Consider the following 24,507-nt stretch of genomic DNA (forward strand, 5'->3'; position numbering starts at 1 on the left):
AAGGCAGATGAATCTGCTGGTGCCGCGAGACGTCCTGAATCCGCGCCGCGTCGACGAGCACTTCGCCGAGGAGGCCGCCGCGGCCCGCGCCGCCGGTCACACGGTGACGCTGGTCGACCACGATGCCCTGGCCGCGGGCGAGGCGAGGACGATCGACGGCGACGAGCCGGCCGTCTACCGCGGGTGGATGCTCACCAGCGAGGCCTACGCCGGGCTGGCCGAGGCGTGCGGCGGCCGCCTGCGGACCAGCGCCGGGCAATACCGGCGGGCTCACGAGCTGCCCGGCTGGTACGCCGCGCTCGCCCCCTTCACGCCGGAGTCGGCCTGGGGTGACTTCGACGAGGCGCGGGCGGCGCTGGGCGCGCACGGGGCGGCGGTTCTGCGCGACTACACGAAATCGATGAAGCATTACTGGCACGAGGCGGCGTACATCCCGGATCTGGCCGACTCCGGGAAAGCCCGGGCCGTCGCCGCGCGGTTCCGTGAGTTGCGCGGTGACGACTTCACCGGCGGGTTCGTGCTGCGGCGCTTCGAGGATTTCACCGGCGCCGAGGCCCGCACGTGGTGGGTCGGCGGCGAGTGCCGCCTGATCACGGCGCATCCGGACACCCCCGGCGAGGCCCCGCCCGAGATCGACGTGTCGTTCCTGAAGGGCGCCGTCGCGGGCCTGCCCTTCGTCACCGTCGACCTCGCGCGGCACCGGGACGGGCGGTGGCGGGTCGTCGAGCTCGGCGACGGGCAGGTCAGTGACCGTCCGGTGTCGACACCGGCGGCCGAACTGATCGACGTGATCCTGTGACCGACAAGCAGCGGCGGGTCTGGGACCGGTCGGCGCCGCGCTACGACGATCAGATCAAGTTCCTCGAGCGGCACTGGTTCGCCGGTGGCCGCGAGTGGATCGGCGCGCGGGCCACCGGGCGGGTCCTGGAGGTCGCCGTCGGCACCGGGCGGCAGCTGCCCCACTACCCGCCCGGCGTCACCGTGACCGGTGTCGACCTGAGCGCCGGCATGCTGGCGATCGCGCCCCGGGCCGGGCTGACCAAAGCGATGGCCGACGCCGAGCATCTGCCGTTTCGCGACGCCACCTTCGACACCGTGGTCTGCGCGCTCGGCCTGTGCACGATTCCCGGCCCGGCCGCCGCGATCGCCGAGATGAAACGCGTCCTCGTGCCCGGCGGCCGCCTGCTGCTGCTCGACCACGTCGGCGGCCGCTCGGCCCCGGTGCGGGCCGCGCAGTGGGTGCTGGAACGCCTCACGATCCCGATGGCGGGGGAACATTTCACCCGGCGGCAGCTTCCCGGCGTACGGGAAGCGGGTTTTGAGATCGTCGAATCTCAGCGCCTCAAGGCGGGAACGGTCGAGCGGGTGCACGGGAGGAAACCATGAAGCAGGTGAGCAGTCGCGTCGTCTACCGCAACCCGTGGATGACCGTGCGGGAGGACCAGGTCCAGCGGCCGGACGGCAGCCCCGGCATCTACGGCGTGGTCGAGAAACCGGACTTCGCGCTCGTGCTGCCGCGCTGGTCGCGGGGGTTCTGGATGGTCGAGCAGTTCCGCTATCCGGTGGGGCGGCGCGCGTGGGAGTTCCCGCAGGGCAGCTGGGGCGCCGGGCACGAGGGCGATCAGACGGCGCTGGCCCGGCGCGAGCTGGCCGAGGAGACCGGCCTGCGGGCCGAGGAACTGACCCATCTCGGACATCTTTATGAGGCGTACGGCTACTCGACCCAAGGTTTTGACGTCTATCTCGCGACCGAGCTGGCCGAGGGTGAGCCGGACCGGGAGGCGACCGAGCAGGACATGGTCCATCGCGCGTTCAGCGACGACGAGATCACCGCGATGCTGCGGTCCGGCGGCATCGTGGACGCGCCGTCGCTGGCCGCCCTGACGTTGTACAAGCTGTTCTAGGCTCGGGCCCATGAGCTTGATCGAGCGGTTCGCGGATCTGGTGGTTCGGGTGGGCGTCAATGTGCAGCCCGGGCAGGGAGTGGTGATCAAGAGCGACACGGCGCACCTGGAGATCGCGCGGGCCGTGGTCGCGGCCGCCTACGGAGCGGGGGCGGGTTGGGTCGAGGTCGACTGGGAGGACGGGCCGATCCGGCGGCAGGCGGTCGACCACCAGCCGCTGGAGCGGCTGACGGCGAGCCGGCCGTGGGCTCTGGAACGCACGGAGTGGTGGCGCAAGGAGGGCGTGGCGTTCATCCGGCTGATGGGTGACGCCGATCCGCATCTGCTCGACGGGGCCGACCCGGCCCGGGCGGCCGCCTTCCCGCTGGAGGAGTCGCAGGCCATGCGGCGGGCGCTGTTCGACGGCGTCCGGTGGACCGCCGTGGGCGCGCCCAACCCGGGATGGGCCCGGCAGATCTTCGGCGAGCCCGACACCGGCCGGTTGTGGGAGGCCGTGGGCACGGCCATGCGGCTCGACGCCGACGACCCGGTCGCGGCCTGGCGGGAGCGCTCGGACACGCTGGGAGAGCGGGCGCGGCGGCTGGACGAGCTTGAGCTGACCGAGGTCCGGTACGTCGGTGAGGGCACCGATCTCACGGTGGGGCTCCTGCCGGGCACCCGCTGGACCGGTGGCGGGCTGGTCGACCCGGCCGGCGTGCCGTACATGCCGAACATCCCGACCGAGGAGGTCTTCACCAGCCCGGACAAGACGCGCGCGGACGGCGTCATCCGGCTGACGAAGCCGCTGGTGCTGGGTGGTGCGCTGGTCACCGGGCTGCGGGTCACCTTCGCGGGCGGGCGGATCACCGAGGTCACGGCGGATTCGGGGGCCGATGTCGTACGGGCCCAGATCGACTCCGACCCGGGCGCGCGTTCCCTGGGTGAGGTGTCGCTGGTCGACCGGGACAGCCGCATCGCCCGGGCCGGCATCGTCTTTCACAACACCCTCTTCGACGAGAACGCCGGCTGCCACGTCGCGTGGGGTCAGAGCTTCCCGTTCGCGGTCGAGGGCGGCCTGGCGCTGACCGAGAAGCAGCGCGCCGAGGCCGGCCTGAACATGTCGGGCGTGCACACCGACGTGGTCATCGGCGGCGACGGCATCACCGTCACCGGCCGCGGCCCCAAGGGTGTGGTGGAGATCATTAAGGAAGATAAATGGGTCTTTTAAGGCGATTTAAGGGCGGTGGTGGGGTGGTTGGATGGGGGATTCTTTGATCAGGCCATGAACAGCATGGCTCCGACGCCGAGCAGGACGATGAGCAGGACCGCGATGAGCAGGCCTTTCTCGGCGGCCTGAGCGGTCTCGGTCGTGGTGGCGGCGGCGGTGGTCAGCGGCTCACTGCTCATGGGTGGGTCCTCCGGTGGGGGTGCGCGTGCCGTCGAGCGGGCTTAGGTTGGTGGACGTGCCCTTGTCTGACTGGTTCCTCAGTGCGGGGGAGCGTGACAACCCGGACTCATCCATACCCACCTGGTGCACCGGAAACGCGGCCGAACCGCTAATTCACGGTAAAGCCTATTTTGACCGCCTGGTAACGGAGGTTGAAAGCCTCCAAGAGGGTGACCACCTGTTCTTCACCGACTGGCGTGGTGATCCCGACGAGCGGATGCGCGACGACGGGCCGACCATCGTCGAGCTGTTCAGCGCGGCGGCCAAGCGGGGTGTGGTGGTCAAGGGTCTGCTCTGGCGCTCCCACGTGGACAAACTCGCCTACAGCGAGGAGGAGAACCGCAACCTCGGCGACGAGATCGAGGCCGCGGGCGGGGAGGTGCTGCTCGACCAGCGGGTCCGGCGCGGCGGCTCCCACCACCAGAAACTGGTGATCCTCCGCCATCCCGGCGACCCGTCGCGGGACATCGCCTTCGCCGGTGGCATCGACCTGTGCCACAGCCGCCGCGACGACGCCTCGCACAGAGGTGATCCTCAGGCGGTGGCGATGGCCAAGGCGTACGGGAAGACCCCGCCCTGGCACGACGTGCAGCTCGCGCTGCGCGGGCCGGTGGTGGGCGCGCTCGACCTGACGTTCCGGGAACGGTGGAACGATCCGACGCCGCTCGACCAGAACGGCCCGATCTCCACCGTCACCGACAAGCTCAAAGGCGCCGACCTGCGCGCCGACCGCCTGCCCGAGCAGCCGCCGGACCCGCCCGAGTGCGGGCCGCTCGCCATCCAGGTGCTGCGGACCTATCCGGCCATGCGCCCGCCGTACAAGTTCGCGTCGAACGGTGAGCAGACCATCGCGCGCGGCTACACCAAGGCGATCAAGCGGGCCCGCAAGCTGATCTACCTCGAGGATCAGTACCTGTGGTCGGCCGAGGTGGCCCAGCTGTTCGCCGACGCGCTCACCGACAACCCCGAGCTGCACCTGATCGCCGTCGTCCCCCGCCACCCGGACGTGGACGGCCGGTTCGCGCTGCCGCCGAACGAGGTCGGCCGCGAGCAGGCGATCGCGCTGTGCCGGATGGCCGCGCCCGACCGCGTGCACGTGTTCGACCTGGAGAACGCGGAGAGCACGCCGATCTACGTGCACGCCAAGGTGTGCGTGATCGACGACGTGTGGTGCAGCGTGGGCAGCGACAACTTCAACCGGCGCTCGTGGACGCACGACAGTGAGCTCTCGAACGCCATCTTCGACGACACGGCCGACGAGCGGGAGCCGCGCGACCCGGCCGGTCTCGGTGACGGGGCCCGCCGCTTCCCGCGCGAGCTGCGGCTCGCGCTGACGCGCGAGCATCTCGGCCGCGACTCCGACGACGATCTGGTCGATCCGGTCGCGGTCGTACGGGAGATGGACGCGACCGCCGAACGCCTGAAGAAGTGGCACGACGAGGGCGGGAAGGGCCCCCGGCCGCCCGGGCAGATCATGCCGCACCAGACGTCGAAGCTGCCCTGGTACCAGCGGCTGTGGGCGGTGCCGGCCTATCGGCTCATGTACGACCCGGACGGGCGCTCGCTCAGCGATCGGCGGGCGGGCCGATGGTGAGCGTGCGCCGGCAGTCGGCCATCACGGCCGGTGAGGCGAGCGGCGCCCAGGTCGGGAAGAGCGACCGGAAGTAGTCGCCGGCCTTGGCCGCGATCTCCGGTGACCGCTCGTAGACGTCCAGCTCGTTGACGATGCTCAGGTCGGCGAAGGCGCGCAGCTGATCCGGCGTCGGCGACTCGGCGTGCCCGGTGAAACGGCTCCAGACCGTGCACGTCGAGGCCAGCGCCCGCCACGTGCGGCCGCGGTCGCAGCCGCCGTACCGGTAGACCATCGCCTCGGCCTCCCGTCCGATCAGCGCCCGCAACTGTTGCCGGTCGGCCACGTCGAGAAGGACGACCGGGAAGCCGTCGGTGCCGTACGCGGCGTGGGTGAGCGCCGCCAGCTGCTCGTCCTCGCCGAGGCCGTGCCCCTCGACCCGCTCCCGGACCCGGCCGAGATGCTCGTAGAGGGAGCCGCCGGCGTGCGGGACCGCCTCGGCGCCCCGGTCACGCAGCCAGGCCCGGACGACGTCGGTACGGCTCATCGCGTCAACTCCCACGTGGACGGGACCAGGATCGGGGCGTCGGAATCACCGGCCGGGGACAGGCCGACACGCCAGGCCCGCATCGGGGGCCGGCCGGCGCCGAGCCAGCGGTCGCGCAGGGCGGCGGCCTCGGCGGCCCAGGCGGCGGCCTCGGCGCCTCCGGCCAGAACGCTGCCGTCGGGCAGGACGACGGCGCCGCCGGTGCGGGTCAGATCAAGGATGATCAGGGCGTTCTGCTCGCGGCCGGGCACCCCGGCGAGGGTGGCGCGACGGTTCCAGACGCCGGCCGCGTACCAGAGGTCGCGGTAGGCGAGCGGCTCCAGCGGCGGGTCGAACCGCGGTCCCTCGTGCTCGGCGAACTCGGCCAGCGACCCCGGGGCGGCCGGGGCCGGGAAGGGGTGGGCGGCGGTGAGCGGGCCGGCCGCGGTCATGAAACCGGACGGGGTGACGACCGTGCCCACCTGGTCGCGAACGGCCAGGACGGGATGGGTGCCGGCATGCTCGACCGGAGCGACGACGACCTCGGCCCGCCACAGCGGGGAAAGGCCGGCGACGCCGACGGTCACGATGACGCGGTCGAAGCGGTCGCCCGCCGATCCGGCGTAGCCGTCGCCATGCTCCACCCGTACACCGTCGATCTGGGCCGTCTTCAAAGCCTGGCGGGCCCTGAGGGCGACATCGGGCTGGACGTCGACGCTCACGACCTCGGCGCCGAGCGAGGCGAGAAGCGCGGCGTTGTAGCCGGTGCCGGCGCCGATCTCGAGCACACGATGACCCGGCCGCACGTCGAGGGCCTCGATCATCATGGCCATCAGCGACGGCTGACTGGACGAGCTGACCGGCACCCGCCCGTCCACCTTGGTGACGAGCACGTCGTCGCGGTAGATCAGCTCGAGGAAGTCGGCGTCGGACGGCCGGGCCCACGTGCCGTCACGGCGCTGGAAACCGTCCGGCACGAAGGCCTCGCGGGGAACGGCGGCGAACGCGGCGGCCAGATCCGGGCTCAGGGACACACCGCCCTGCCGGATCTGCTCGAGGAACCCCCGCCGGCTCACTCCCCCACGATAGAGGCGGCGGCGGCCAGAGCGGCCGGAACGTCTTCCGCGTGATAGGGAAATTCAGACGGCTCGATATTGTCGAGAAATCCGGCATAGACGACGGCGCTGCGCAGAGGAGCCAGCGGACGGAGCAGCTCGATGGCCCGCCGAGGATCGGCGCCACTCGTCTCCCAGCGGCGGCACCAGGCATCGATGACGGCGGGGTCGTCGGTCAGCCGCAGGATGTCGAAGCCCGGATTGCCGAAGAAGCAGTCTCCCCAGTCCATGATGGTCAGCCGCCCAGCATCGTCGGTGCGGACGTTCCCCGGGTGCAGATCCCCATGAACAAGCGTGTCGGGCAGCCCGCACTCGTTGATGGCCGCGATGCGCCGGGGAAGATCGTCGAGAAGCTTTCCAAGACCAGAGATGCTTGCGACGTACGGCTCAGCGACGCGCCCGAAGACCTCAGCATCAAGCCGCCCATCCGGAATGAAACTCAGCCCCACCGAATTTTTCGCGAAATGCTGCTGGATCGGATGAAACGCGGCGGCGATGTCGGCGCAGAGCTCGGGCCCGGCGCCGTAGCGGTCCTCCCCCGGCGCATGGGCGAGAAGCATGCGCCCGTGCTCCCCCGCAGCGATCAACTCTGGGGCAAGCCCGGGCGCGACGTCCCCGAGCAGCCGAATGACACGCGCCTCATGCCCGAAGAAATGCGGTACCTGCTTGAGCCAGGCCACGGTCTCCCCACCCGCTCCGTCGAGGCGCCAGATGGCCGAGAGATTCCAGGTCCGCCGCTGATGGGCGGTCACCCCGGGCAGAACTTCCCGAGCCCAGTCCAGAGACTTCGCAGGCCCGTTGACCTCAGCGTAGGCCGCCCGCTTGAGATGCGGCGCGAGATCAACGCCCACACCGCCGCCGGCCGCACCGCCGACACCGGCTACCGCACCGTCCGCGCCATCCGCTCCGCCAACGCCGCCCACGCCCACGCCGCCCGCGCCCGCGCCGCCAACGCCCGCACCGCCCACGCCGCCCACGCCCACGCCGCCCACGCCCGCGCCCGCACCGCCCGCGCCGCCAACGCCCGCACCGCCCACCCCCGCACCGCCCGCGCCCGCGCCGCCCGCGCCCGCGCCGCCCACGCCCGCGCCGCCAACGCCCGCGCCGCCAACGCCCGCACCGCCAACGCCCGCACCGCCCGCGCCGCCCGCGCCCGCGCCCGCACCGCCACCGCCCGCGCCGCCCGCGCCCGCGTCCGCGCTGCTTGCGGTCGGCATCTCCAGTTCTGATCGCCGCCCGATTTTTCGGATATTTGTCGGCTTCTCGGTAACTTGGGCGAGATAGGTGACGTGGCCGCCGGGTGGGGCTGCGCGGTCTCCGTGCAGGAGGCGCAGCACCTGAAGGCCGGTCAGACCGGAGCGTTCGGGGAAGTCGGCGACCTCCTGCCACCACGGCACCGGGGTCTCGAAAGGAGGTAGCTCGCCCAGCAGAGTGCCGTCGGCATCGATCAGGAGCAGTGTCACGGTTCGGGTCACAATCGGGAACCGTACGATGCTTCGATGTTCGGACGTCGCGCGCGCCCCCTTCCCGATCTCTGTGCCGAGCTTGCCGATGCCGTGATCCGGCTTGACGAGCGGGCCTCCACCAAGACCTTCCGCGCTGTCGTGCAGCAGGCCCAGAAGTCCTCCGTGGAAGACCTCAGCGCCGGGCTCCTCCGCCTGACCCCGGCCATCGAGCAGGTCGCTCTCGGCAACGGTGGACAGCTGGCCTCGCTGGCCGCCGCCCTCATCGAGATCGGGGCCGATCCCCTTCCCGTGCTCGGTGTTCTCGCCGATCGGGTGGCCGGCGGCCTCGAACTGGCCGCGCAGTTCGGGGTTGTCGCCGACGAGCTCGGTGACGATGTCGCCCCTCCGCGCAGCGCCGCCGAATATCGGGAGCTGCGCGAACGCGTCGTCCGGGTCGCCGGGCTCGCCCCCGAGGAGGCCGGCGAGGTCGCGCAGGCCTGGTTCTCCGTCAACGCCTGGATTCCCAGCCTCCTGCTTCCCCTGCAGCAGAAGTCCGCCCGGCTCTCGTTGCCGCACCGGGAGCGGCTGACCGCCGCCACGGCCGCCGTCGCCGAGCGGATCGAGGACGCGCCCTGGCTGCACGGGCTGCTGCTCGTCCTCGACGACGAACCGCTGCTGGTGCTGCACCGGGAGACCGGCCGGGCGTACGACCTGAAGATCAGCGGCATCGGTGACAACTTCCAGCTGCACACGCTGCTCGCCGCCACCTTGATCGGGCCGGACCGGCTTCCGGGCACCGCCCCGCAGCCGGCCTGGGTCGCCGCCGCCACGAACGGTGAGCTGATGCCCGAGGGTGGCATTCAAGGGCAGTTCAATCTGACCGACGCCACCGGTGCCTGGATCTGGAACGAGGGGCGGCCGGCCGGCATCCCGCTGCTGGGCGACCATCGTGTGGTCGTGCTCGACCCACCGGCGTACAAGAGGGGCTGGAACCTGGGTCGTTCCTATCCGCTCATGCTGCCGGAGATGGTGGTGACCCGCACCCTGCCCGACGACGAGGCGGCCGAGTGGGCCCGGCGCGTCGCCCCGCCCGCTCACTTCGGCGGGAGCGCCTCCGCGTAACCGGTCGCCTCGGCCAGCCAGCCGTCCAGGTCGGGATCGTCGAGGTGGTCGCCGGCGACCAGGATCCACCCCTTCATCGAGCGGCCGCCCACCTCGAACGGCCGCACGCCGGGGCGGGTCAGCGCGGCCGCGATGCCGTCGGGGCCGAGGCGCACGATCAGCTCGTCGGCGTGCACGCCCACGGTCATGTTGCCGTTCGTGAAGAAGGCCAGGCCGCCGAACATCTTGCGCTCGGTGACGGCCGGGCCGGTGAGCCGGTCGCGGAGGCGCTGGGCCAGGATTTCGTCGTACGGCATCAGGTGTGCCGCCGGAGGTTGTCGTCGAGGAAACCGGGTGTGGGACGGCCGTGCAGGCGCAGCCGGGCCATGCCGCCGTCCGGGAAGATGTCCAGGCGTACGTGGGTGACCGCCGGCCGCGACTCGACGCGGAACCGATGCGGGGTGTCCGGGGTCAGCGCGACGCTGGGCAGGATCTCGAACCAGTCCGGTCCGTCCGACCGGCCGGAGACGGCGGCCCAGCCGGGCGCGTTGCCCTTGAAGTGGGTGGTGTCGAGGTCGACCAGGGAGATTTGCGCGGGCGCGGCCAGCCGGATCTCCACCCAGTCGTTGCCGTCGTCGCGGCGCCGCGAGGTCTCCCAGCCGTCGCCCATGTGCAGGGCCAGGCCCGGCATGAGCATCTTCTCGGGATGGCCGTAGAAGGTGTTGCTGCAACCGGTGACCGCGGCTCCGTGGGCGATGGCGGCCACGTCGAACTCGGCCGGCAACAGCGCCGGGTCGGGAACCGGGGTGCCGTGCACCCGCAGCCGGGCCACGCCGCCGTCCGGATGGATCGTCAGACGCACATGGGTGAAGCGGCGCTCGCCGGTGACCGCGAACAGGTTGCGGCTGTCCCCTTTGAGCGGTGACTTGGCGACCAGCGGGATCCATTCCGCCTCCACCAGCTCGGCGGGCGCCGGATATCCGCCGGCAACCAGACCGTCGATCGAGGCGTACGGCGGGAAATTGCCCTTGAAGAAAGCGGTGTCCACGTCGACGCCGTGGATGACCCCGGGCGCGCCCAGCCGCACGATCGCCACGTCCGACCCGGGCCGGCGGCGCCGGCGGGTCTCCCACCCGTCGTACACCTGGCCCTTGTGGTCGAAGGTCCTCGGCGCGAAGACCGGCGCGGTGGGCAGGACGAGGTGGTCGGCGGCGGCGAAGAACTCGTCGTTCGCGTAGACGACACCACCGCCGAACGCCCGCGACGCCAGATCGGGAAGCGTGGCGAATTCGTCCATCAAGCGTCCTCTCGGCTCAGGAACAGGCCGGCCGGGGCCGATCCGGTGACCGCGTGCCCGCGCAACCAGGTCGTGCGGACCACACCCGTCAGGGTCTTTCCGGCGTACGGCGTCACGGGATTTTTGTGATGCAGCCGGCCGGGCTCGACGACGAAGGTCTCCTCGGCGTCGAAGGCCACCAGGTCGGCGTCCGCGCCCACCGCGATCCGGCCCTTGTCCCGCAGCCCGATCAGGTCGGCCGGCCGCCGGGCCATCCACTCCGCCACGTCACCCAGCGTGTGGCCGCGGGCCCGGGCCGCGGTCCAGATCACCGGCAGGCCGAGTTGCACCGACGCGATGCCGCCCCAGGCCGCCGCGAAGTCGCCCGTGTCGCGCCGTTTCAGCTCCGGTGTGCACGGCGAATGGTCGCTGACCACGCAGGTGATCAGCCCGTCGGCCAGCGCCCGCCACAGCCGGTCGGCGTTGGCCGCGTCCCGGATCGGCGGGCAGCACTTGAACTCGGTGGCACCGTCGGCGATCTCGTCCGCGTCGAGTGTGAGGTAGTGCGGGCACGTTTCGGCCGTCACCTGTACGCCCTCGGCCTTGGCCGCCTCGATGAACGGAAGCGCGCCGGCCGCCGACAGATGGAGGATGTGCACCCGGCCCCCGCTGCGCCGCGCCGCCTCGATCGCCGTGGCCACCGCCGCGTGCTCGGCCTCGGCCGGCCGCGACCGCAGGAAGTCCTGGTACGAGTCCGAGGAGTCGAGGGCGGTGAGATGATCCGGATCTTCGGCGTGCACCACGAACAGGGCGCCCGTCGCGCTCAGCGCGGCCGTCAGCTCCTCCCCCGACACCGGCGGGAACTCCGGCACGCCGGAGTCGGCCAGGAACGCCTTGAACCCGAACACCCCGGCCGCGTGCAGCCCCGGCAGGTCGGGAGTGTTGCCGGGGATCTGCCCGCCCCAGAACCCGACGTCGACGTGGGTCTGCCCCCGGGCCGCGTCCTGCTTGATCGCCAGCGCCTCGGCGCTGACCGTGGGCGGCAGGCTGTTCAGCGGCATGTCCACGATGACCGTGACCCCGCCGGCGGCCGCCGCCCGCGTGGCCGAGGCGAAGCCCTCCCACTCCGTACGCCCCGGCTCGTTCACATGCACATGGGTGTCGACCAGACCCGGCAGCAGGGCCGTCTCGCCCAGATCGGTGTCGATCGCCGCGTCGTACGCCTGGTCGTAGTCGTCGACCGCGACGATCCGGCCCGCCTCGACCGCCACCGCCGCCGGCCGCACCCCGTGGCCCGTCACGACCCGCCGGGACCGCAGCACCAGATCGACCATCCGCCGAGCCTAGCGGCTGTCCGGTGTTCTCAGGGGACGTAATCCTCCAGCCTGGCCGGGGTCAGGCCGGCCTTGTGGATGGCGTTGAGGACGGCCAGGTAGTCGTCGACGAAGCGCGGCCGGAAGTGCATCAGGATGATGTCGCCGGGCTGGACGGTCTTGCCCTCCTGGTAGAAGACGACGCCGTGGTCGGTGGTCTCCTTCCAGTAGAAGGCGGCCTTCATGCCGCAGTCCTTCACCACCCGCAGCGTGGTGGCGTCGTGGGTGCCGCCCGGCGGGCGGAACAGGACCGGGCGGCGGCCGTAGTACTTCGCCAGCTGGTCGGCGCCGCCGCAGATCTCGCGTCTCTGGAAGGCGTACGACCGGCCCTTGAGGTTGGGGTGGCTGATCGTGTGGTTCTCGATGGTGGCCCCGGCCGCCTGGAGCGGCGTGAAGAAGCCGGGGTTGTCCTTGATCGCGTTGATCTCGAGGAAGAGCGTGATCGGCACGTTCGACGCCTGGAACAGCTTCAGGGCCAGGGGATGTTTCACCCAGCCGTCGTCGATGGTGATGAAGGCGACCTTCTGGTCGGTCGGGATGCGGCTGTACCAGCCGGCGGCGTCGCCGGGCGGCAGCGTCACCTTCGTCGCCGGTGGCGCGGGCGGGAACTGCGGGATCCGCGCCCGCAGGTTCGCCGGCAGGGCAGCCAGGGCGACCTGATGGGCGTCGGGAGCCTGGCTCTCCACCGGCGCGCTCACGCTCACGCTCGGGCTCGCGCTCGCGCTCGGGGCATCGGCCGGCGGCGTCTTTCCCGAACTGCTGCACCCGGCGACGATCGCCAGCATCGTGCCCACGGCGACTGCCCTGACTGCCTTGCTCATCCGCATGCGTACGCCCTCACTGAATTTTCTCTCTCACTTAGTAGGACGCCTCGCGGAGGCCGATCCGCTTACGAGGTCCCGAACTGTGCCCTGAGTCATGATCGACCCTGCGTGCAACCTCGAGCGCCACTCCCTCGTTCTTGCAGGTCATTGGCTTTTGCCGGGTTGTCGCATGCCTAGTCTCGGCCCTATCGTCGAACCATGAACCGGTTACGGCACGCGATCACGCCGCACTCGCACGACACCGCCACCCGGGTCGATCCGGCACTGGAGGGTTCGGCCGAAGGGCTGCGGGCCCTCTGGGTGTCGCTGGCGGCGCTCGGGGCGACCGCCGCCCTCCAAGCCACCGTCGTCGCGTTCTCCGGATCGGTGGCGCTGCTCGGCGACACGCTGCACAACGTGGCCGACGCGCTCACCGCCGTACCGCTGGGGATCGCCTTCCTGCTGGGCCGGCGGGCCGCCACCCGGGCCTACACGTACGGCTTCGGCCGGGCCGAGGACCTCGCCGGAGTGGTGATCGTGCTGGTCATCGCGGCCTCGGCGGTGGCCGCCGGCTGGACCGCGATCGACCGGCTGCTCGATCCGCGGCCGATGGAACACGCCGGATGGGTGCTCGCGGCGGGCGTGATCGGCTTCGCCGGGAACGAGGTCGTCGCCCGCTACCGCATCACGGTCGGCCGGCGGATCGGCTCGGCCGCGCTGGTCGCCGACGGGCTGCACGCCCGCACGGACGGCTTCGCGTCGCTGGCCGTGGTGGCCGCCGCCGCCGGATCATGGCTGGGCCTGGCCTGGGCCGACCCGGTGGTGGGCCTGGCCATCGCCGTGGCCATCACGTTCGTGCTGGCCGACGCGGCCCGGCGGATCTACCACCGCCTCATGGACCGGGTCGACCCCGGCCTGGTCGACCGGGCCGAACACGCCCTGCGCCACGTTCCCGGCGTCCACGACGTCCCGGGCCTGCGGCTGCGCTGGATCGGCCACAAGCTGCACGCCGAGGCCACCGTCGTCGTGCCGGCCGGCCTGACGCTGGTGGCCGCCCACGAGATCGCCCACGACGCCGAGCACCAGCTGGCCCATCACCTCCCCCACCTGGCGGGGGCCACGATTCACGTCGACCCGTCGCCCCAGTCCAGCTGGTGTTCGGGCACACCGGCCGAGCGACCGTAGGCCTTGGCGGCCTCGTCGTCGTCACCCGGCGCGAAGCGGAAGACCTGGCCGGCGAAGACGATGATGTGGTCGTCGCCGTCGCTGAAGTCGGCGTACCAGCCGCCCTCGGGGTTGAGCGCGGCGGACAGGGCGCCGGCCACCGCGTCCGCGTCGTCGGCCTCGAAGTCGATGACGGTCCAGGCCGCGGGCTGGCTGGCGGTCTGGGTTCCTCCCAGGTCCTGACGGAAGACACGGACGATACGAGCGCCGGGCGGCGCGAACTCGGCCCCGGGGCGCAGACTGTCGCCGATGAGGCGTCCGGTGACGGGCATGCTGTCTCCTATGAGTGTTCTCGATGCCATCGGCGGCACGCCGCTGATCCGGCTCACGCGGGTCACCGAGGGAATCGCCGCGCCGGTCCACCTCAAGGCCGAGTTTCTCAACCCGGGCGGCAGTGTCAAGGACCGCGCGGCGCTCGCCATGGTGCTGGCGGCGGAGGAAGCGGGCGATCTCCGGCCCGGCGGGGTCATCGTCGAGGGCACGTCGGGCAACACCGGCGTCGGGCTCGCGATGATCGCCGCCCAGCGCGGCTACCGGACCGTGGTCGTCGTGCCCGACAAGAGCAGCTCCGAGAAGCTGGCCACCCTCCGGGCGTACGGCGCCGAAGTGATCGTGACGACCGGCGGCGTCACCCGCGACGATCCCCGGCACGTCTCGCAGATCGCGGCCCGGGTGGCGGCCGAAACGCCGGGTGCATGGCTCGCCGGGCAGTACGACAACCCGGCCAATCCCGGCGCCCACCACTCGACGACCGGCCCGGAGATCTGGCGCCAGACCGGCCACCGGGTCACCCATTTCGTCGCGGGCGTCGGCACCGGCGGCACGATCAGCGGCGCCGGCGCCTTCCTGAAGAGCACCGGCCAGGTCACGATCGTCGGCGCCGACCCGGAGAACTCGGTCTACGGCGGCGGCGACGGCAGTCCGTACTACGTCGAGAGCATCGGGCATTACGTTCACCCGGCCACGGTCGAGGACGTCTGGCCCGGCTCGTACGACCCGGAGGTCGTCGACCGCCTCGAGCGGGTCAGCGACCGCGAGTCGATCGAGATGACCCGCCGCCTGGCCCGCGAGGAGGGCCTGCTGGTCGGCGCCTCGACCGGCACGGCGGTGGTGGCGGCCCTGCGCGTCGCCCGCGAGCTGGACCCCGGCGCGCTGGTGGTGGTGCTGGCCCCCGACTCCGGCCGCGCCTATCTGTCGAAATACTTCGACGACGATTGGTTGCGGCGGACGGGCTTTCCGGCTCCGGCCGTACGGGGCCCGGTCGTCGGCGACCGCACGGTGACCGCACCCGGCGACGGCGTGAAGCTCGTCGCGCCGCGGTGCCCGGAACGCCCCGCACCCGGCGACGTCACGGGCGCGATCGTCGACGGCGTCCCCGGGCCGCCCCTGCCGACCGTGGGCATCGGCGAGCCGATCGCGGACGCTCTGTACCGCACTTCCGAGACGGCGACATGGCTCGCGGTTCTCACCGACGGCCGCATCACGGGCGTGGTGAAGCGTTCCGCCCTGCTAAGCCCATAACTCTTCGAGGAGGGTGTTGACCGCCGCGGGCTGCTCGCGCTGCGGCTCGTGGGCGGCGCCGGGGATGCGGGCCAGGCGAGCGCCGATCTGGCCGGCCGTCGCGGTGGCGACCGCGCGCATGACGTCGGCCATGCCGGGGCGGTAGCCGGGCGGGGTGCGCTCCCAGCCGCCGAGGATCACCAGTTTCGGGAAGGCGGCCTGCGCAAGCGGCGTGACGGCCAGCTCGGCCAGCCAGCAAGGGCGCTCGTCCAGCGCCGTACGCGCCGCGCGGAGCAGACGGTCGGCCGGCTCGGGCGGGGTCGCGTCACGATACGCGGTTGCAACGTACTCCTCCGGGGTTCCTCGACGGGCTCCGGCCATGAACCGGCGGCCGTCCTCGATGGCGGCGGCCACGACCGGCTCGCCGGCGGCCAGCTGGTGCGCGCACGGCTCGATCAGGGTCAGCGACCGGACCAGATCGGGCCGGGCGGCCGCGGCGAGCATGGCGACCGTGCCCCCGTACGAGTGACCGACCAGGTGGGCGCCCGCGCCCATGAGGGCGGCAACGTCGTCCGCGTCGATCGCGTAGTCGCTGGTGACGCCTTCGCCGTCGAGATCGGGGCTGTCGCCGAACCCGCGCCGGTCGGGCAGCAGGATCCGCCGCCTCCGGGCCAGCGGCCGCTGGTGTTCGAACGTGAGCGCGGCCCACGTGAAGGTGCCGTGGATCAGGATCGCGGGCACACGATCGGCCGGACCGTCCCATGTAGAGACATTGATCGGCGTCCGCACACGAGCAAACGTAGCGGATCACCCATGTCGTACGTCGGGAAGCCTGCCCTAACCGCCCGAAACGGCGATCAGTCGTTGTCCCGTATCAAGGACGCCTGGGCTCGGCGGATCAGCGAGGCGAGCAACACGGCCGCGCCGACGAGTGTGAGCAGGCGCAGCTCGGCCGACATCAACGGCTCCCACAGCAGGCCGAACTGTCCGGTACCGAACCGGGCGGCCACGTCGAAGCCGAGGCTTAACGGCACGACCAGCGTGTGCGGAATGAGGAAGCCGAGGCCGGCGACCCCGGCCCAGGTGCGGAGTCGCCAGCCGAGCAACCCGCCGGCGATGCCGAAGACGATGGCCAGCACCAGCGCGAGCCACGGCTCGGAACGTTGCACGTCGACGCTGCCGTCGGTGTAGACGGCCAGCCGCCACTGGTGGTTGGCCGCCGTGAGCTGATCGTCGGCCGGTTCCCCGACGCGCCAGCCGGCCGCGGCGAGACGCGGAGCGGCCCCGGCGAGGTCGATCCCGCCGGTCTTCGCCGCGGCGAAACCCGGGCCGTACCAGTCGTAGCCCCAGATCAGCCAGTTCGGCGACTCGTCCGGCGAGCCGCCGATGTAGTCGTGCCGCTCGGCCTCCGGCCACACGGCATTCGGAAGCACGGTGTCCACGATCGAGCTCATCTGCCGCTCGTCCGGCAGGTCACCGGCCGCCGTCCAGCCCAGCCGCGCGCCCGCCACGGCGAACAGCGCCGCCACGGTCAACGCGAGCCACACGCCGACCGCGGCCCGGCGCTTGCCACGGACCGCTTCCCGAGGAGCCGCACTCGTATCGATCATCAGGTGCGCACCATAGCGGCCGAAGATGAACAGGCCGCTTCCGAACGCGAAAGCCGCTCTGCGGCCTCGAGCCCCGGAAAGGTCGCGCCGAGAGGCGGGTGCCCGATCGTGCGGTTGGCCCGCCTGCCCCCGCGTACGTAGCCGGTCCTTTGGTTCCGGCCTTGAGAGAAACTGTCAGAGGAAGGCCATCAACTCGGGTCGGGAGAAGCCGGCGTCGGTGAGGGCGCCGCAGTCGAGCCCGCGCAGGAGGTACGCGGCCAGGGCGCGGGCGGTCGCGGGCTCGTCGGCGATGCCGCTCTCCTGACGGTCGGCGTAGCGGCGCAGGCGGGTCACCGCGGCGTCGCGCCCGTCGCGGAAGAACGCGTACGTGGCCGCGTACCGGGTCGGCAACTGGGCCGGATGGAGATCCCAGCCCTGGTAGAAGCCCCGTTCGAGGGATCGGCGGACGAGGCGGTGATGCAGCTCCCACGCGTGGTGGACCTCGTCGCGGGCGCCCACCGGCAGGACGTTCGTCGAGCCGTCGGAGAGCCGGACACCGGTCTGCGCGGCGGCGACCTGCATGACAGCCTTCGCGTAGTCGGCCGCGGGATGGTCCATCGCCTGATAGGCGGCGGCCACCCCGGCCGCGGCGCTGTAGTCGTACGTCCCGTAGTGCAGGCCCGTGCAGCGGCCCTCGGCGGCGGTGATCAGCTGGGCCACCGTGGCCACGCCGCCGGCCGACAGGATGGCGCTGGGCAGCTCGACCTGAATCTCGAAGCCGATCGGCGCCCCGAGCCTGTCGAGCAGCGCGACCATGGCCTCGACCTGGGCCGGGCCGCTGACCTTGGGCAGGGTGACGACGACGTCGGTGTCCTGATAGGAGTCGAGGAACAGGTCGAGCGTGCGCAGCGCCCGGTGGCGGGTCGGCGCCTCGAGCGACTTGATCCGCAGGCCCAGGAAGGGCGGCCGCGGCCCGTCCCGCAGGATCTTGACGGCCCGGCGGACCTCGGCGTCCTCCTGGTCGTCGTCGCGGACGCCGTAACCGTCCTCGAAGTCCACCCGGAGATCCTCGATCGGCTCGGTGCGCAGCTTCTCCTCGACGCCCTCCTCGCGCCAGGGGAAACCGAACTCGCCCATGGCTTCCAGCGCGCTCGCACCCCAGTCACGGAAGCCGTCGAGACGGTCCGCGGGCACGTAGACGGTATGCACCGGCTGGCGGCCCGCCCGCTCTCCCGGATAGCGGCTCCGCAGATGGGCATCGTGCGGGGCCAGCCGAGCGTCGAACTCGGCATAGTCGTCGCCGGTGAGACGCATCAGTCGATCGAGTCGTACGCCGCGGTGGTCAGGAAGTCGGCGAAGTCGTCGGCCAGCGCCACCCGCTCGAACAGCTTGCGGGCGTCGTCGAAGCGGCTCGCCGCCCACGCCTCGTCGCCGATCGTCTCGCGGATCGCGGCCAGCTCCTCGTCCTCGACGCGGCCCACCAGATCGGCCGTGATCTCGGTGCCGTCGGGCAGGCGCACGCCGTTGTGGATCCACTGCCACACCTGCGACCGGGAGATCTCGGCCGTGGCCGCGTCCTCCATCAGGTTGTTGATCGCCACCGCGCCGTTGCCGCGCAGCCACGCCTCCAGATAGCGCAGGGCGACCTCGACATTGGAGCGCAGGCCCCTTTCGGTGACCTCGCCCGGAGTGCTCGCCACGTCGAGCAGCTGCTCGGCCGTGACCTGGACGTCGGGACGCTGCCGGGCGAGCTGGTTGGGCCCGTCGCCGAGCACCCGGTCGAAGATCTCCTGGCAGACCGGGACCAGGTCGGGGTGGGCGACCCAGGAGCCGTCGAAACCGTCGCCGGCCTCCCGCTCCTTGTCCTCGCGGACCTTGGCCAGCGCCACCTCGTTCACCTGAGGGTCGCGGCGGCTCGGGATGAAGGCCGCCATGCCGCCCATCGCGAACGCCCCGCGCCGGTGGCACGTGCTGACCAGCAGCTCGGTGTAGGCCCGCATGAACGGCGCCGTCATCGTCACCGAGGCGCGGTCGGGCAGGATCATCGACGGGTCGTCGCGGAAGTATTTGATGATGCTGAACAGGTAGTCCCACCGGCCGGCGTTCAGGCCCGAGATGTGCGGGCGCAGCGCGTACAGGATCTCCTCCATCTCGAACGCGGCCGGGATGGTCTCGATCAGCACCGTCGCGCGGATCGTGCCGACCGGGACGCCGAGCGCCTCCTGCGCATAGGTGAAAACGTCGTTCCACAGGGCGGCTTCCTTGTGGGACTCCATCTTCGGCAGGTAGAAATACGGCCCGCTGCCGCGCTCGATCAGTTCCTTGGCGTTGTGGAAGAAGTAGAGGCCGAAATCGACCAGCGCGCCGACCGCGGGCTCGCCGTCGACCGGCAGATGACGCTCGTCGAGATGCCAGCCCCGCGGTCGCATCACGATCGTCGGATAGGGGCCGCCGCTCAGCTCGTACGTCTTGGCGTCGGTCTTCAAGGTTATGGTCCGGCGGATCGCGTCGTGCAGGTTCTGCTGGCCGTCGACGACGTTCTGCCAGTGGGGGGTGTTCGCGTCCTCGAGGTCGGCCAGCCAGACCTTGGCCCCGGAGTTGAGCGCGTTGATGGTCATCTTGCGCTCGGTGGGGCCGGTGATCTCGACGCGGCGGTCCTGCAGATCGGCCGGCGCGGGCGGCGCGCTCCACTCGGCGGCGCGGATGTCAGCCGTCTCAGCGAGAAAACCAAAGCGGCGCTGACGACGGGCCTCGAGCAGCTCGTTGCGACGGGGACGGAAGCGCCTGTTCAGATCGGCGACGAACGCCACTGCTTCGTCGGACAGGATCTCGGTCATCGTCGACGGCTCCTCTCGCGGTGCTGGCCTCCTCCGTACCGTAGTGGAGAAAAAGGGGCTGTGCCCGGTTGTCCACAGCCCCTTGTCCACAGCCCGCTATGTCAGAAATTGCCGTCCGTGTTGCACTTGGCCTTCTGCACGATGCAGTCCTTGACCCGGTGGCCGAGGGCGGCGTCGTCCCAGGCGAAGAACGCGTCGCCGTGCATCGAGCTGGCGTTGCCGGAGGACAGCTTGAAGCCGGCGCCGCTGCCCGAGCTCGGATAGCCGATCACGAACGAGAGCGACGGGATCGCCACCGGGAACTTGCCGCTGCACTTGCCCTGGCCGTCGGCCGGGCCGACGTGCGACTTGTGGTCGGGGCTGTCCAGGTGTACGCCGTCCCAGCAGTCCGGGAAGGTCAGCTGGAACGTGAGCTCGGCGGTCTTGGCGCAGACCGGCCAGTTGCCGTCGGCGCTGCGGCCGGTCTCGCCGCCGATGCCGGCGCACAGAACTGGCCCGGGGCGCCCTTCGGGGTGTCGATCTGGCGCTTGGCGTCGCCGACGATCATGCGGAAGCCCTGCGGGAACGGCACCGTCCTGGTCGGGTCGGGCAGACGCGAGCCGTAGTACACGGTGACGCCGTGCGGCTCGATCGCCTTGCCGTTCTCGTAGAGGGTCGGTATCCAGTACGCCGAGCGGTCCTGCAGCGGCTTGCAGCTGGAACCGGCGTTCTTGAGCAGGGTGTCCGTGGTGGTGAAGGCGTCGGTGGCGTCGTTGCCCAGGAACGAGTGCATGTGCGACCCGCCGGGCAGGCCGGGCAGCACGATCGGGTCGTCGGCCTTCGAGTGGCTCACCGTGCAGGAGGCGTTGAACTCCGAGACGCGCACCGGGTTGTTGGTGATGGTCTTGGGGGTCATCGCGTTGAAGGCGGCCAGCTGCGCCTTCCACTTGGCCTGGTCCATGGTCACCCAGCCGGCGCTCTCGACCGGCGGGGCGGTGGTGGGAGCGGTCGTGGGCGCCGTCGTCGTCGCGGCCGGGGTCGGCGCCGTGGTGGCCGGCGCGGCGCCGAGGGTGAACCAGTTGATGTTCACGAAGTCGGAGGCCTGCTTGCTCTTCATCACCGCGACGAGCTTCTGCTTGCCGGCCGGCGCCTTCACGGTGGCGGTGCGCGTGACCCACTTCTGCCAGCCGCCGGTCCGGGCGACCGGGATGGTGGTCAGCAGCGTGCCCGTGGCCGAGCCGAGCCGCAGCTCGATCGAGCCGCCGGCCGAGTTGTCGGAGGCGATCCGCGCGGTGACCGTCGAGCCGATGGTGACGTTGTCGTAGCGCAGCCAGTCGCCGTTCGCGAGCCAGCCGACGTTCTTGCCGCCGTCCTTGTCGTCGGTGTTCTGGGTCTGCGCGCCGGACTGGGCCGAGAAGGCCTCGGCCTGGAGGCGGCCGGGCACGACGGTCTCGGCCGCGTTGGCGCTGGCGATGTAGACGCCACTGCCGCCCAGGGTCACGACGACGGCCGCACCGAGGACGGTACGGGTCACGCGGCGCCGGGTTCGCGGATCGGGCGGTGCGACGTGTTGGGAGTCAGTCCGCATTGTTCTGCCGTTCCAAGTGAGCGTGGGGGGACCGTTCACCAGGGAGTATGCAGATATGAGATACCTATTTCAATCTGCGGAGAAAGACTTAGGAATAACACTTTTCATAGCCGCAGGTGGCCGTGATATCCGTACCCAATAACGCTTTTACTGGTTTTCTTTCTTAAGTCTTCCTTAAGCCTGGAGGAGCCGGCGGTGGGCGCGGCGGGCCTCCCGGGCCAGGGTCTCGGCGTCACCGTGGACGAGCTCGCCCCGCTCCACGAGCGGCCGGCCACCGACCAGGGACAGCTCGACCGGCGCGGCCGGGCCGAAGACCAGGGCGGCCAGCTTGTCGTCGATGCCCTCGTGGCCCAGGCCGTCGAGACGCCACACCACCAGGTCGGCCAGCTTGCCCACCTCGATCGATCCGAGATCGTCCTGCCGGCCCAGGCAGCGGGCGCCGCCCATGGTGCCCAGCCGCAGGGCCTCGCGGGCGTTCAGCGCGCCCGGGCCGCCCCGGATCCGCGCCGTGTAGAGCGCCTGCCGCAGCTCCTCCCCCAGATGGGCCGCCTCCTGCGAGGCCGAGCCGTCGACGCCCAGCCCGACCGGGACGCGATGGTCGAGCAGCTCACGGACACGGGCCGCGCCCGCGCCGAGGCGCGCGTTGGAGCTCGGGCAGTGGGCAACACCCGTCCCGGTGGCGGCCAATCGAGCGATCGCGGCGTCGTCCAGATGCACCCCGTGGGCCAGCCACACGTCGTCGCCGAGCCAGCCCAGGCGTTCCGCGTATTCGACCGGCGTGCAGCCGAAACGCTTCTGGCAGAACTCCTCCTCGTCGTCGGTCTCGGCCAGGTGGGTGTGCAGGCGGACGCCCTTGCGCCGGGCCAGCTGGGCCGCCTCGCTCATCAGCCGCTCGGTCACCGAGAACGGTGAGCAGGGCGCCACCGCGATCTTCAGCATCGCGTCGGGCGACGGGTCGTGCCAGCGATCGATCGCGGCCTCGGTGGCGGCCAGGGCCTCGTCGGTCTCCTCCACCACGTTGTCGGGCGGCAGCCCGCCGTCCTTCCGGCTCAGATCCATCGACCCGCGCGTCGGGTGGAAGCGCACGCCCAGTCGCCGCGCCGCCTCGATCTCGGCCTCGAGCACGTCGCCGCCGTCGCGCGGGAAGACGTAGTGGTGATCCATCGAGGTGGTGCAGCCGGACAGCGCCAGCCAGCCCAGCCCGGCCCCGGCGGCCGCGCCGACGATCTCGGCGTCGAGCCGGCCCCAGATCGGGTAGAGCGTGGTCAGCCAGCCGAACAGCGTCTCGTCGAGGGCCAGGCCCCGGGTCGCCCACTGGTAGAGGTGGTGGTGGGTGTTGACCAGGCCGGGCGTGACCAGGCAGCCGGTGCCGTCGACGATCCGGGCCGGCCCTTCGTAACGCCCGGCGCCGACCGCGGCTATCCGGCCGTCGTCGCCGACCACGACATGGCCGTCGGCGTGATAGGTGTCGTGGGCGTCGACCGTGGCCACCGCGACGTTGCCGATGACGATCATCTGTACCACTCCGTCAGCGCCTCGGGCACGTCGTCGCGGGTCACGGTGCCCTCGATCAACCCGTACGGCCGGTCACCGGCGATGAAGACCTCGTTGTCGTTGGTCAGGCCGAACGGCGACAGGTCGACCAGATAGTGGTGCTTGTTGGGCAGGGCGAGCCGGATCTCGGCGATCTCCTCCCGGGTGCGCAGCACGTGGCTGCCCATCGCGAACAGGGTCTGCTGCAACGAGCCGCTGTACGTGTTCACGAAGCCCTTGACCAGCGCGTCGAGGGCACCCTCGAACGACTTGGCCCAGTCGGCGCCGTCGCTCAGGTGGCGCCAGCGGGCGTCGACGGCGGTCGCGAGGACGCGGTCGGTGGCCTCGGGCAGGGTGGTGTATTTGTCGCGCACGAAACCCTGGAACTCCGACGCGGTCGTGTTCAGCAAGGTCAGACCCGTGACCCCGGAGATCACCTCGGTCTGTTCGACGGTCACGGTCACTTCGGCCGTACGGACGTGGTCGCCCTTTTTCCGGAACGAGTGGGGACCGAGCCGCTCCCAGCCGAGCGCCTCGACGCTGACCCGGGCCGCACGCACCTGCGGTTGCGAGGTCACGAAGTGGCGGGCCAGCAGCAGCGCGAACTCCTCGGGCTCGCCGACACCGTGCTCCTTCGCGAAGGCGTACACCGTGTTCTTCATGGTGTCGGTCGGCAGTACGCCCGAGTTGTCGCCGGTCAGATGGGTCGCGGCGAGATCGCCGGAGAGGGCCACGCCGACCGTGAAGTCGATCAGCGAATGCGTTTCGCCGTCACGGGACACGCGGACCAGCCGCGTCTCCGCCTTGCCGTAACGGTTCTCCCCGAGCACGATCGACACGCCCGTCAGCTCCCTCGATAGGTGGTGTAGCCGTAGCGGCTGAGCAGCAGCGGCACGTGGTAGTGCCGCTCCGGGTCACGGACGTGGAAGGCGACCGTGACCTCGGGAAAGAAACAGTCGTCGCCCAGGTAGGGCTCGACGTAGAAGAAGAGGCGGAAACCGCCGGCCTGCCGCTGGTGCATCGGCACGCGGAACCGGAACCGGCCGTCGTCGTCGGTGCGCCCGTCGGCCAGCTGCTGCCAGCCCTCGGAGTCACGGCGCTCCAGCCGCACGTACACGTCACGCGCCGGCTCGCCGCTCACCGTGTCGAGGATGTGCGTGGAGATCTTCGCGTGGAACTCGGGCTCCGTGCCGTCATGCGAGGGCATCGATCACCCGTTCCAGCCGCACCCGCGCGATCTTGCGAAGCTCGTCGGACACGATCGCCCGCTCGGTCTCCTCGTCGTTGCCGAGCCGCTCCCGCGCCGCGGCCAGGATCTCCGCCTGCGATCGCCCACTGGCAAAGATCAAAAAGACATGACCAAATTTCCGTTCGTACGCCTGATTGACCGCGATCAACTCGGCCTGGTCATCGCCCCGCGCGGCGGCGGACTGCTCGAGCCGCGACCAGGCGGCCTCCTGCGAATCGCCGGCGGCGCGCTCGCCGATCCGCGGATGAGCGGCCAGGCTCGTGAGCACACCCTCCCAGCTCAAGGCCCGCGAGGCGGCGTCGGCCTCGGCCAGGATGGCGGCCCGGTCCCGATAGGGCCGTCTCGCGACGACCGTCGCACCCCAGGTGGGTGCCGCGCAGCAGGCTTTGAGGTTCTCACCGAGGTGTACGGCGGGCATCGAGTTGAACACCTCGACCGCGTCCATCCGGGCAACCCCTTCCTCTAGTCG

The 24,507-nt window shown here is 71.2% G+C and carries 27 protein-coding genes; 8 read left to right on the top strand and 19 right to left on the bottom strand.

Annotated elements, in window-relative coordinates:
* Nucleotides 1-7: 7 nt before the first annotated feature.
* Genes ACFY36_RS17995 through ACFY36_RS18010 form a run of 4 tightly spaced genes read left to right on the top strand, consistent with a single transcriptional unit; the run spans nucleotide 8 to nucleotide 3,111 of the window.
* Complete coding sequence (locus ACFY36_RS17995; RefSeq protein ID WP_499747089.1) at nucleotides 8-799, top strand: ATP-grasp domain-containing protein; 792 nt, start codon at nucleotides 8-10, stop codon at nucleotides 797-799.
* Nucleotides 796-1,386, top strand: coding sequence for a class I SAM-dependent methyltransferase (locus ACFY36_RS18000; RefSeq protein WP_499747090.1), 591 nt, complete (start codon nucleotides 796-798; stop codon nucleotides 1,384-1,386). Before ACFY36_RS17995 ends, ACFY36_RS18000 begins: the two co-directional genes overlap by 4 nt.
* Nucleotides 1,383-1,904 carry an NUDIX domain-containing protein gene (locus ACFY36_RS18005; RefSeq protein WP_499747091.1) on the top strand — a complete coding sequence of 174 codons (522 nt, stop codon included), beginning with the start codon at nucleotides 1,383-1,385 and terminating at the stop codon, nucleotides 1,902-1,904. The genes ACFY36_RS18000 and ACFY36_RS18005 overlap by 4 nt, the downstream gene beginning before the upstream one ends.
* A 10-nt stretch (nucleotides 1,905-1,914) precedes the next feature.
* Nucleotides 1,915-3,111, top strand: coding sequence for an aminopeptidase (locus tag ACFY36_RS18010; RefSeq protein ID WP_499747092.1), 1,197 nt, complete (start codon nucleotides 1,915-1,917; stop codon nucleotides 3,109-3,111).
* 47 nt (nucleotides 3,112-3,158) lie between these two features.
* Here ACFY36_RS18010 and ACFY36_RS18015 read toward each other — a convergent pair whose 3' ends face one another.
* Nucleotides 3,159-3,290 carry a hypothetical protein gene (locus tag ACFY36_RS18015; protein WP_499747093.1) on the bottom strand — a complete coding sequence of 44 codons (132 nt, stop codon included), beginning with the start codon at nucleotides 3,288-3,290 and terminating at the stop codon, nucleotides 3,159-3,161.
* A gap of 56 nt (nucleotides 3,291-3,346) precedes the next feature.
* Here ACFY36_RS18015 and ACFY36_RS18020 point away from each other — a divergent pair, with 56 nt between their 5' ends.
* Nucleotides 3,347-4,924, top strand: coding sequence for a phospholipase D family protein (locus tag ACFY36_RS18020; RefSeq protein WP_499747094.1), 1,578 nt, complete (start codon nucleotides 3,347-3,349; stop codon nucleotides 4,922-4,924).
* Here the strand turns inward: ACFY36_RS18020 and ACFY36_RS18025 are convergent.
* From ACFY36_RS18025 to ACFY36_RS18035, 3 genes are read right to left on the bottom strand one after another with little or no spacing between them, the layout of a single operon-like run.
* Complete coding sequence (locus ACFY36_RS18025; RefSeq protein ID WP_499747095.1) at nucleotides 4,896-5,447, bottom strand: DUF6817 domain-containing protein; 552 nt, start codon at nucleotides 5,445-5,447, stop codon at nucleotides 4,896-4,898. The genes ACFY36_RS18020 and ACFY36_RS18025 overlap by 29 nt on opposite strands.
* A complete protein-coding gene (locus ACFY36_RS18030; protein WP_499747096.1) occupies nucleotides 5,444-6,502 on the bottom strand; it encodes a protein-L-isoaspartate O-methyltransferase family protein in 1,059 nt (352 codons plus the stop codon). Before ACFY36_RS18030 ends, ACFY36_RS18025 begins: the two co-directional genes overlap by 4 nt.
* On the bottom strand, nucleotides 6,499-8,004 hold the full coding sequence (locus ACFY36_RS18035) for a phosphotransferase family protein (protein WP_499747097.1): 1,506 nt from the start codon (nucleotides 8,002-8,004) through the stop codon (nucleotides 6,499-6,501). Before ACFY36_RS18035 ends, ACFY36_RS18030 begins: the two co-directional genes overlap by 4 nt.
* 36 nt (nucleotides 8,005-8,040) lie before the next feature.
* Here ACFY36_RS18035 and ACFY36_RS18040 point away from each other — a divergent pair, with 36 nt between their 5' ends.
* Nucleotides 8,041-9,108 (top strand): hypothetical protein, encoded by a 1,068-nt coding sequence (locus ACFY36_RS18040; protein ID WP_499747098.1) that lies wholly within the window; start codon nucleotides 8,041-8,043, stop codon nucleotides 9,106-9,108.
* Here the strand turns inward: ACFY36_RS18040 and ACFY36_RS18045 are convergent.
* From ACFY36_RS18045 to ACFY36_RS18060, 4 genes are read right to left on the bottom strand one after another with little or no spacing between them, the layout of a single operon-like run.
* Nucleotides 9,081-9,404: a TfoX/Sxy family protein gene (locus ACFY36_RS18045; protein WP_499747099.1), complete on the bottom strand. Its 324-nt coding sequence runs from the start codon at nucleotides 9,402-9,404 to the stop codon at nucleotides 9,081-9,083. The genes ACFY36_RS18040 and ACFY36_RS18045 overlap by 28 nt on opposite strands.
* The gene (gene alc / locus ACFY36_RS18050; protein ID WP_499747100.1) at nucleotides 9,404-10,384 is read right to left on the bottom strand and encodes an allantoicase; all 981 of its coding nucleotides are present in this window, start codon (nucleotides 10,382-10,384) and stop codon (nucleotides 9,404-9,406) included. Before alc ends, ACFY36_RS18045 begins: the two co-directional genes overlap by 1 nt.
* A complete protein-coding gene (allB, locus tag ACFY36_RS18055) occupies nucleotides 10,384-11,697 on the bottom strand; it encodes an allantoinase AllB (RefSeq protein WP_499747101.1) in 1,314 nt (437 codons plus the stop codon). Before allB ends, alc begins: the two co-directional genes overlap by 1 nt.
* Before the next feature lie 29 nt (nucleotides 11,698-11,726).
* Nucleotides 11,727-12,557: a polysaccharide deacetylase family protein gene (locus tag ACFY36_RS18060; protein WP_499747102.1), complete on the bottom strand. Its 831-nt coding sequence runs from the start codon at nucleotides 12,555-12,557 to the stop codon at nucleotides 11,727-11,729.
* A gap of 201 nt (nucleotides 12,558-12,758) precedes the next feature.
* On the opposite strand from ACFY36_RS18060, the gene ACFY36_RS18065 reads away from it, so the two are divergent.
* Entirely contained in the window at nucleotides 12,759-13,724 is a 966-nt protein-coding gene (locus ACFY36_RS18065; RefSeq protein ID WP_499747103.1) for a cation diffusion facilitator family transporter, read from the top strand.
* Here ACFY36_RS18065 and ACFY36_RS18070 read toward each other — a convergent pair.
* Nucleotides 13,664-14,035: a hypothetical protein gene (locus ACFY36_RS18070; protein ID WP_499747104.1), complete on the bottom strand. Its 372-nt coding sequence runs from the start codon at nucleotides 14,033-14,035 to the stop codon at nucleotides 13,664-13,666. The two genes, ACFY36_RS18065 and ACFY36_RS18070, sit on opposite strands and share 61 nt — an antisense overlap.
* A gap of 10 nt (nucleotides 14,036-14,045) precedes the next feature.
* Here ACFY36_RS18070 and ACFY36_RS18075 point away from each other — a divergent pair, with 10 nt between their 5' ends.
* Nucleotides 14,046-15,284, top strand: a complete 1,239-nt coding sequence (locus ACFY36_RS18075) for a PLP-dependent cysteine synthase family protein (RefSeq protein ID WP_499747105.1) — start codon at nucleotides 14,046-14,048, stop codon at nucleotides 15,282-15,284.
* On the opposite strand, the gene ACFY36_RS18080 is transcribed toward ACFY36_RS18075, so the two are convergent.
* The 10 genes from ACFY36_RS18080 to uraD form a co-directional block, all read right to left on the bottom strand.
* A complete protein-coding gene (locus ACFY36_RS18080; protein ID WP_499747106.1) occupies nucleotides 15,273-16,052 on the bottom strand; it encodes an alpha/beta fold hydrolase in 780 nt (259 codons plus the stop codon). The genes ACFY36_RS18075 and ACFY36_RS18080 overlap by 12 nt on opposite strands.
* A gap of 68 nt (nucleotides 16,053-16,120) precedes the next feature.
* Nucleotides 16,121-16,873: a hypothetical protein gene (locus ACFY36_RS18085; protein WP_499747107.1), complete on the bottom strand. Its 753-nt coding sequence runs from the start codon at nucleotides 16,871-16,873 to the stop codon at nucleotides 16,121-16,123.
* A gap of 174 nt (nucleotides 16,874-17,047) precedes the next feature.
* Nucleotides 17,048-18,166, bottom strand: a complete 1,119-nt coding sequence (locus ACFY36_RS18090) for a DUF6986 family protein (protein WP_499747108.1) — start codon at nucleotides 18,164-18,166, stop codon at nucleotides 17,048-17,050.
* The gene (gene aceB / locus ACFY36_RS18095) at nucleotides 18,166-19,779 is read right to left on the bottom strand and encodes a malate synthase A (RefSeq protein ID WP_499747109.1); all 1,614 of its coding nucleotides are present in this window, start codon (nucleotides 19,777-19,779) and stop codon (nucleotides 18,166-18,168) included. The genes ACFY36_RS18090 and aceB overlap by 1 nt, the downstream gene beginning before the upstream one ends.
* A gap of 11 nt (nucleotides 19,780-19,790) precedes the next feature.
* Nucleotides 19,791-20,177, bottom strand: coding sequence for a DUF1996 domain-containing protein (locus ACFY36_RS18100; RefSeq protein WP_499747553.1), 387 nt, complete (start codon nucleotides 20,175-20,177; stop codon nucleotides 19,791-19,793).
* Nucleotides 20,087-21,202, bottom strand: a complete 1,116-nt coding sequence (locus ACFY36_RS18105; RefSeq protein ID WP_499747110.1) for a carbohydrate-binding protein — start codon at nucleotides 21,200-21,202, stop codon at nucleotides 20,087-20,089. Before ACFY36_RS18105 ends, ACFY36_RS18100 begins: the two co-directional genes overlap by 91 nt.
* A gap of 228 nt (nucleotides 21,203-21,430) precedes the next feature.
* Nucleotides 21,431-22,771: an 8-oxoguanine deaminase gene (locus ACFY36_RS18110; RefSeq protein WP_499747111.1), complete on the bottom strand. Its 1,341-nt coding sequence runs from the start codon at nucleotides 22,769-22,771 to the stop codon at nucleotides 21,431-21,433.
* Nucleotides 22,768-23,628, bottom strand: a complete 861-nt coding sequence (gene pucL / locus ACFY36_RS18115) for a factor-independent urate hydroxylase (protein WP_499747112.1) — start codon at nucleotides 23,626-23,628, stop codon at nucleotides 22,768-22,770. Before pucL ends, ACFY36_RS18110 begins: the two co-directional genes overlap by 4 nt.
* Before the next feature lie 5 nt (nucleotides 23,629-23,633).
* On the bottom strand, nucleotides 23,634-23,996 hold the full coding sequence (gene uraH / locus ACFY36_RS18120) for a hydroxyisourate hydrolase (RefSeq protein WP_499747113.1): 363 nt from the start codon (nucleotides 23,994-23,996) through the stop codon (nucleotides 23,634-23,636).
* Nucleotides 23,983-24,483 (bottom strand): 2-oxo-4-hydroxy-4-carboxy-5-ureidoimidazoline decarboxylase, encoded by a 501-nt coding sequence (uraD, locus tag ACFY36_RS18125; RefSeq protein WP_499747114.1) that lies wholly within the window; start codon nucleotides 24,481-24,483, stop codon nucleotides 23,983-23,985. The genes uraH and uraD overlap by 14 nt, the downstream gene beginning before the upstream one ends.
* Nucleotides 24,484-24,507: the final 24 nt, after the last annotated feature.

Source organism: Actinoplanes sp. NPDC000266 (assembly GCF_042899005.1).
Taxonomy (GTDB): domain Bacteria; phylum Actinomycetota; class Actinomycetes; order Mycobacteriales; family Micromonosporaceae; genus Actinoplanes.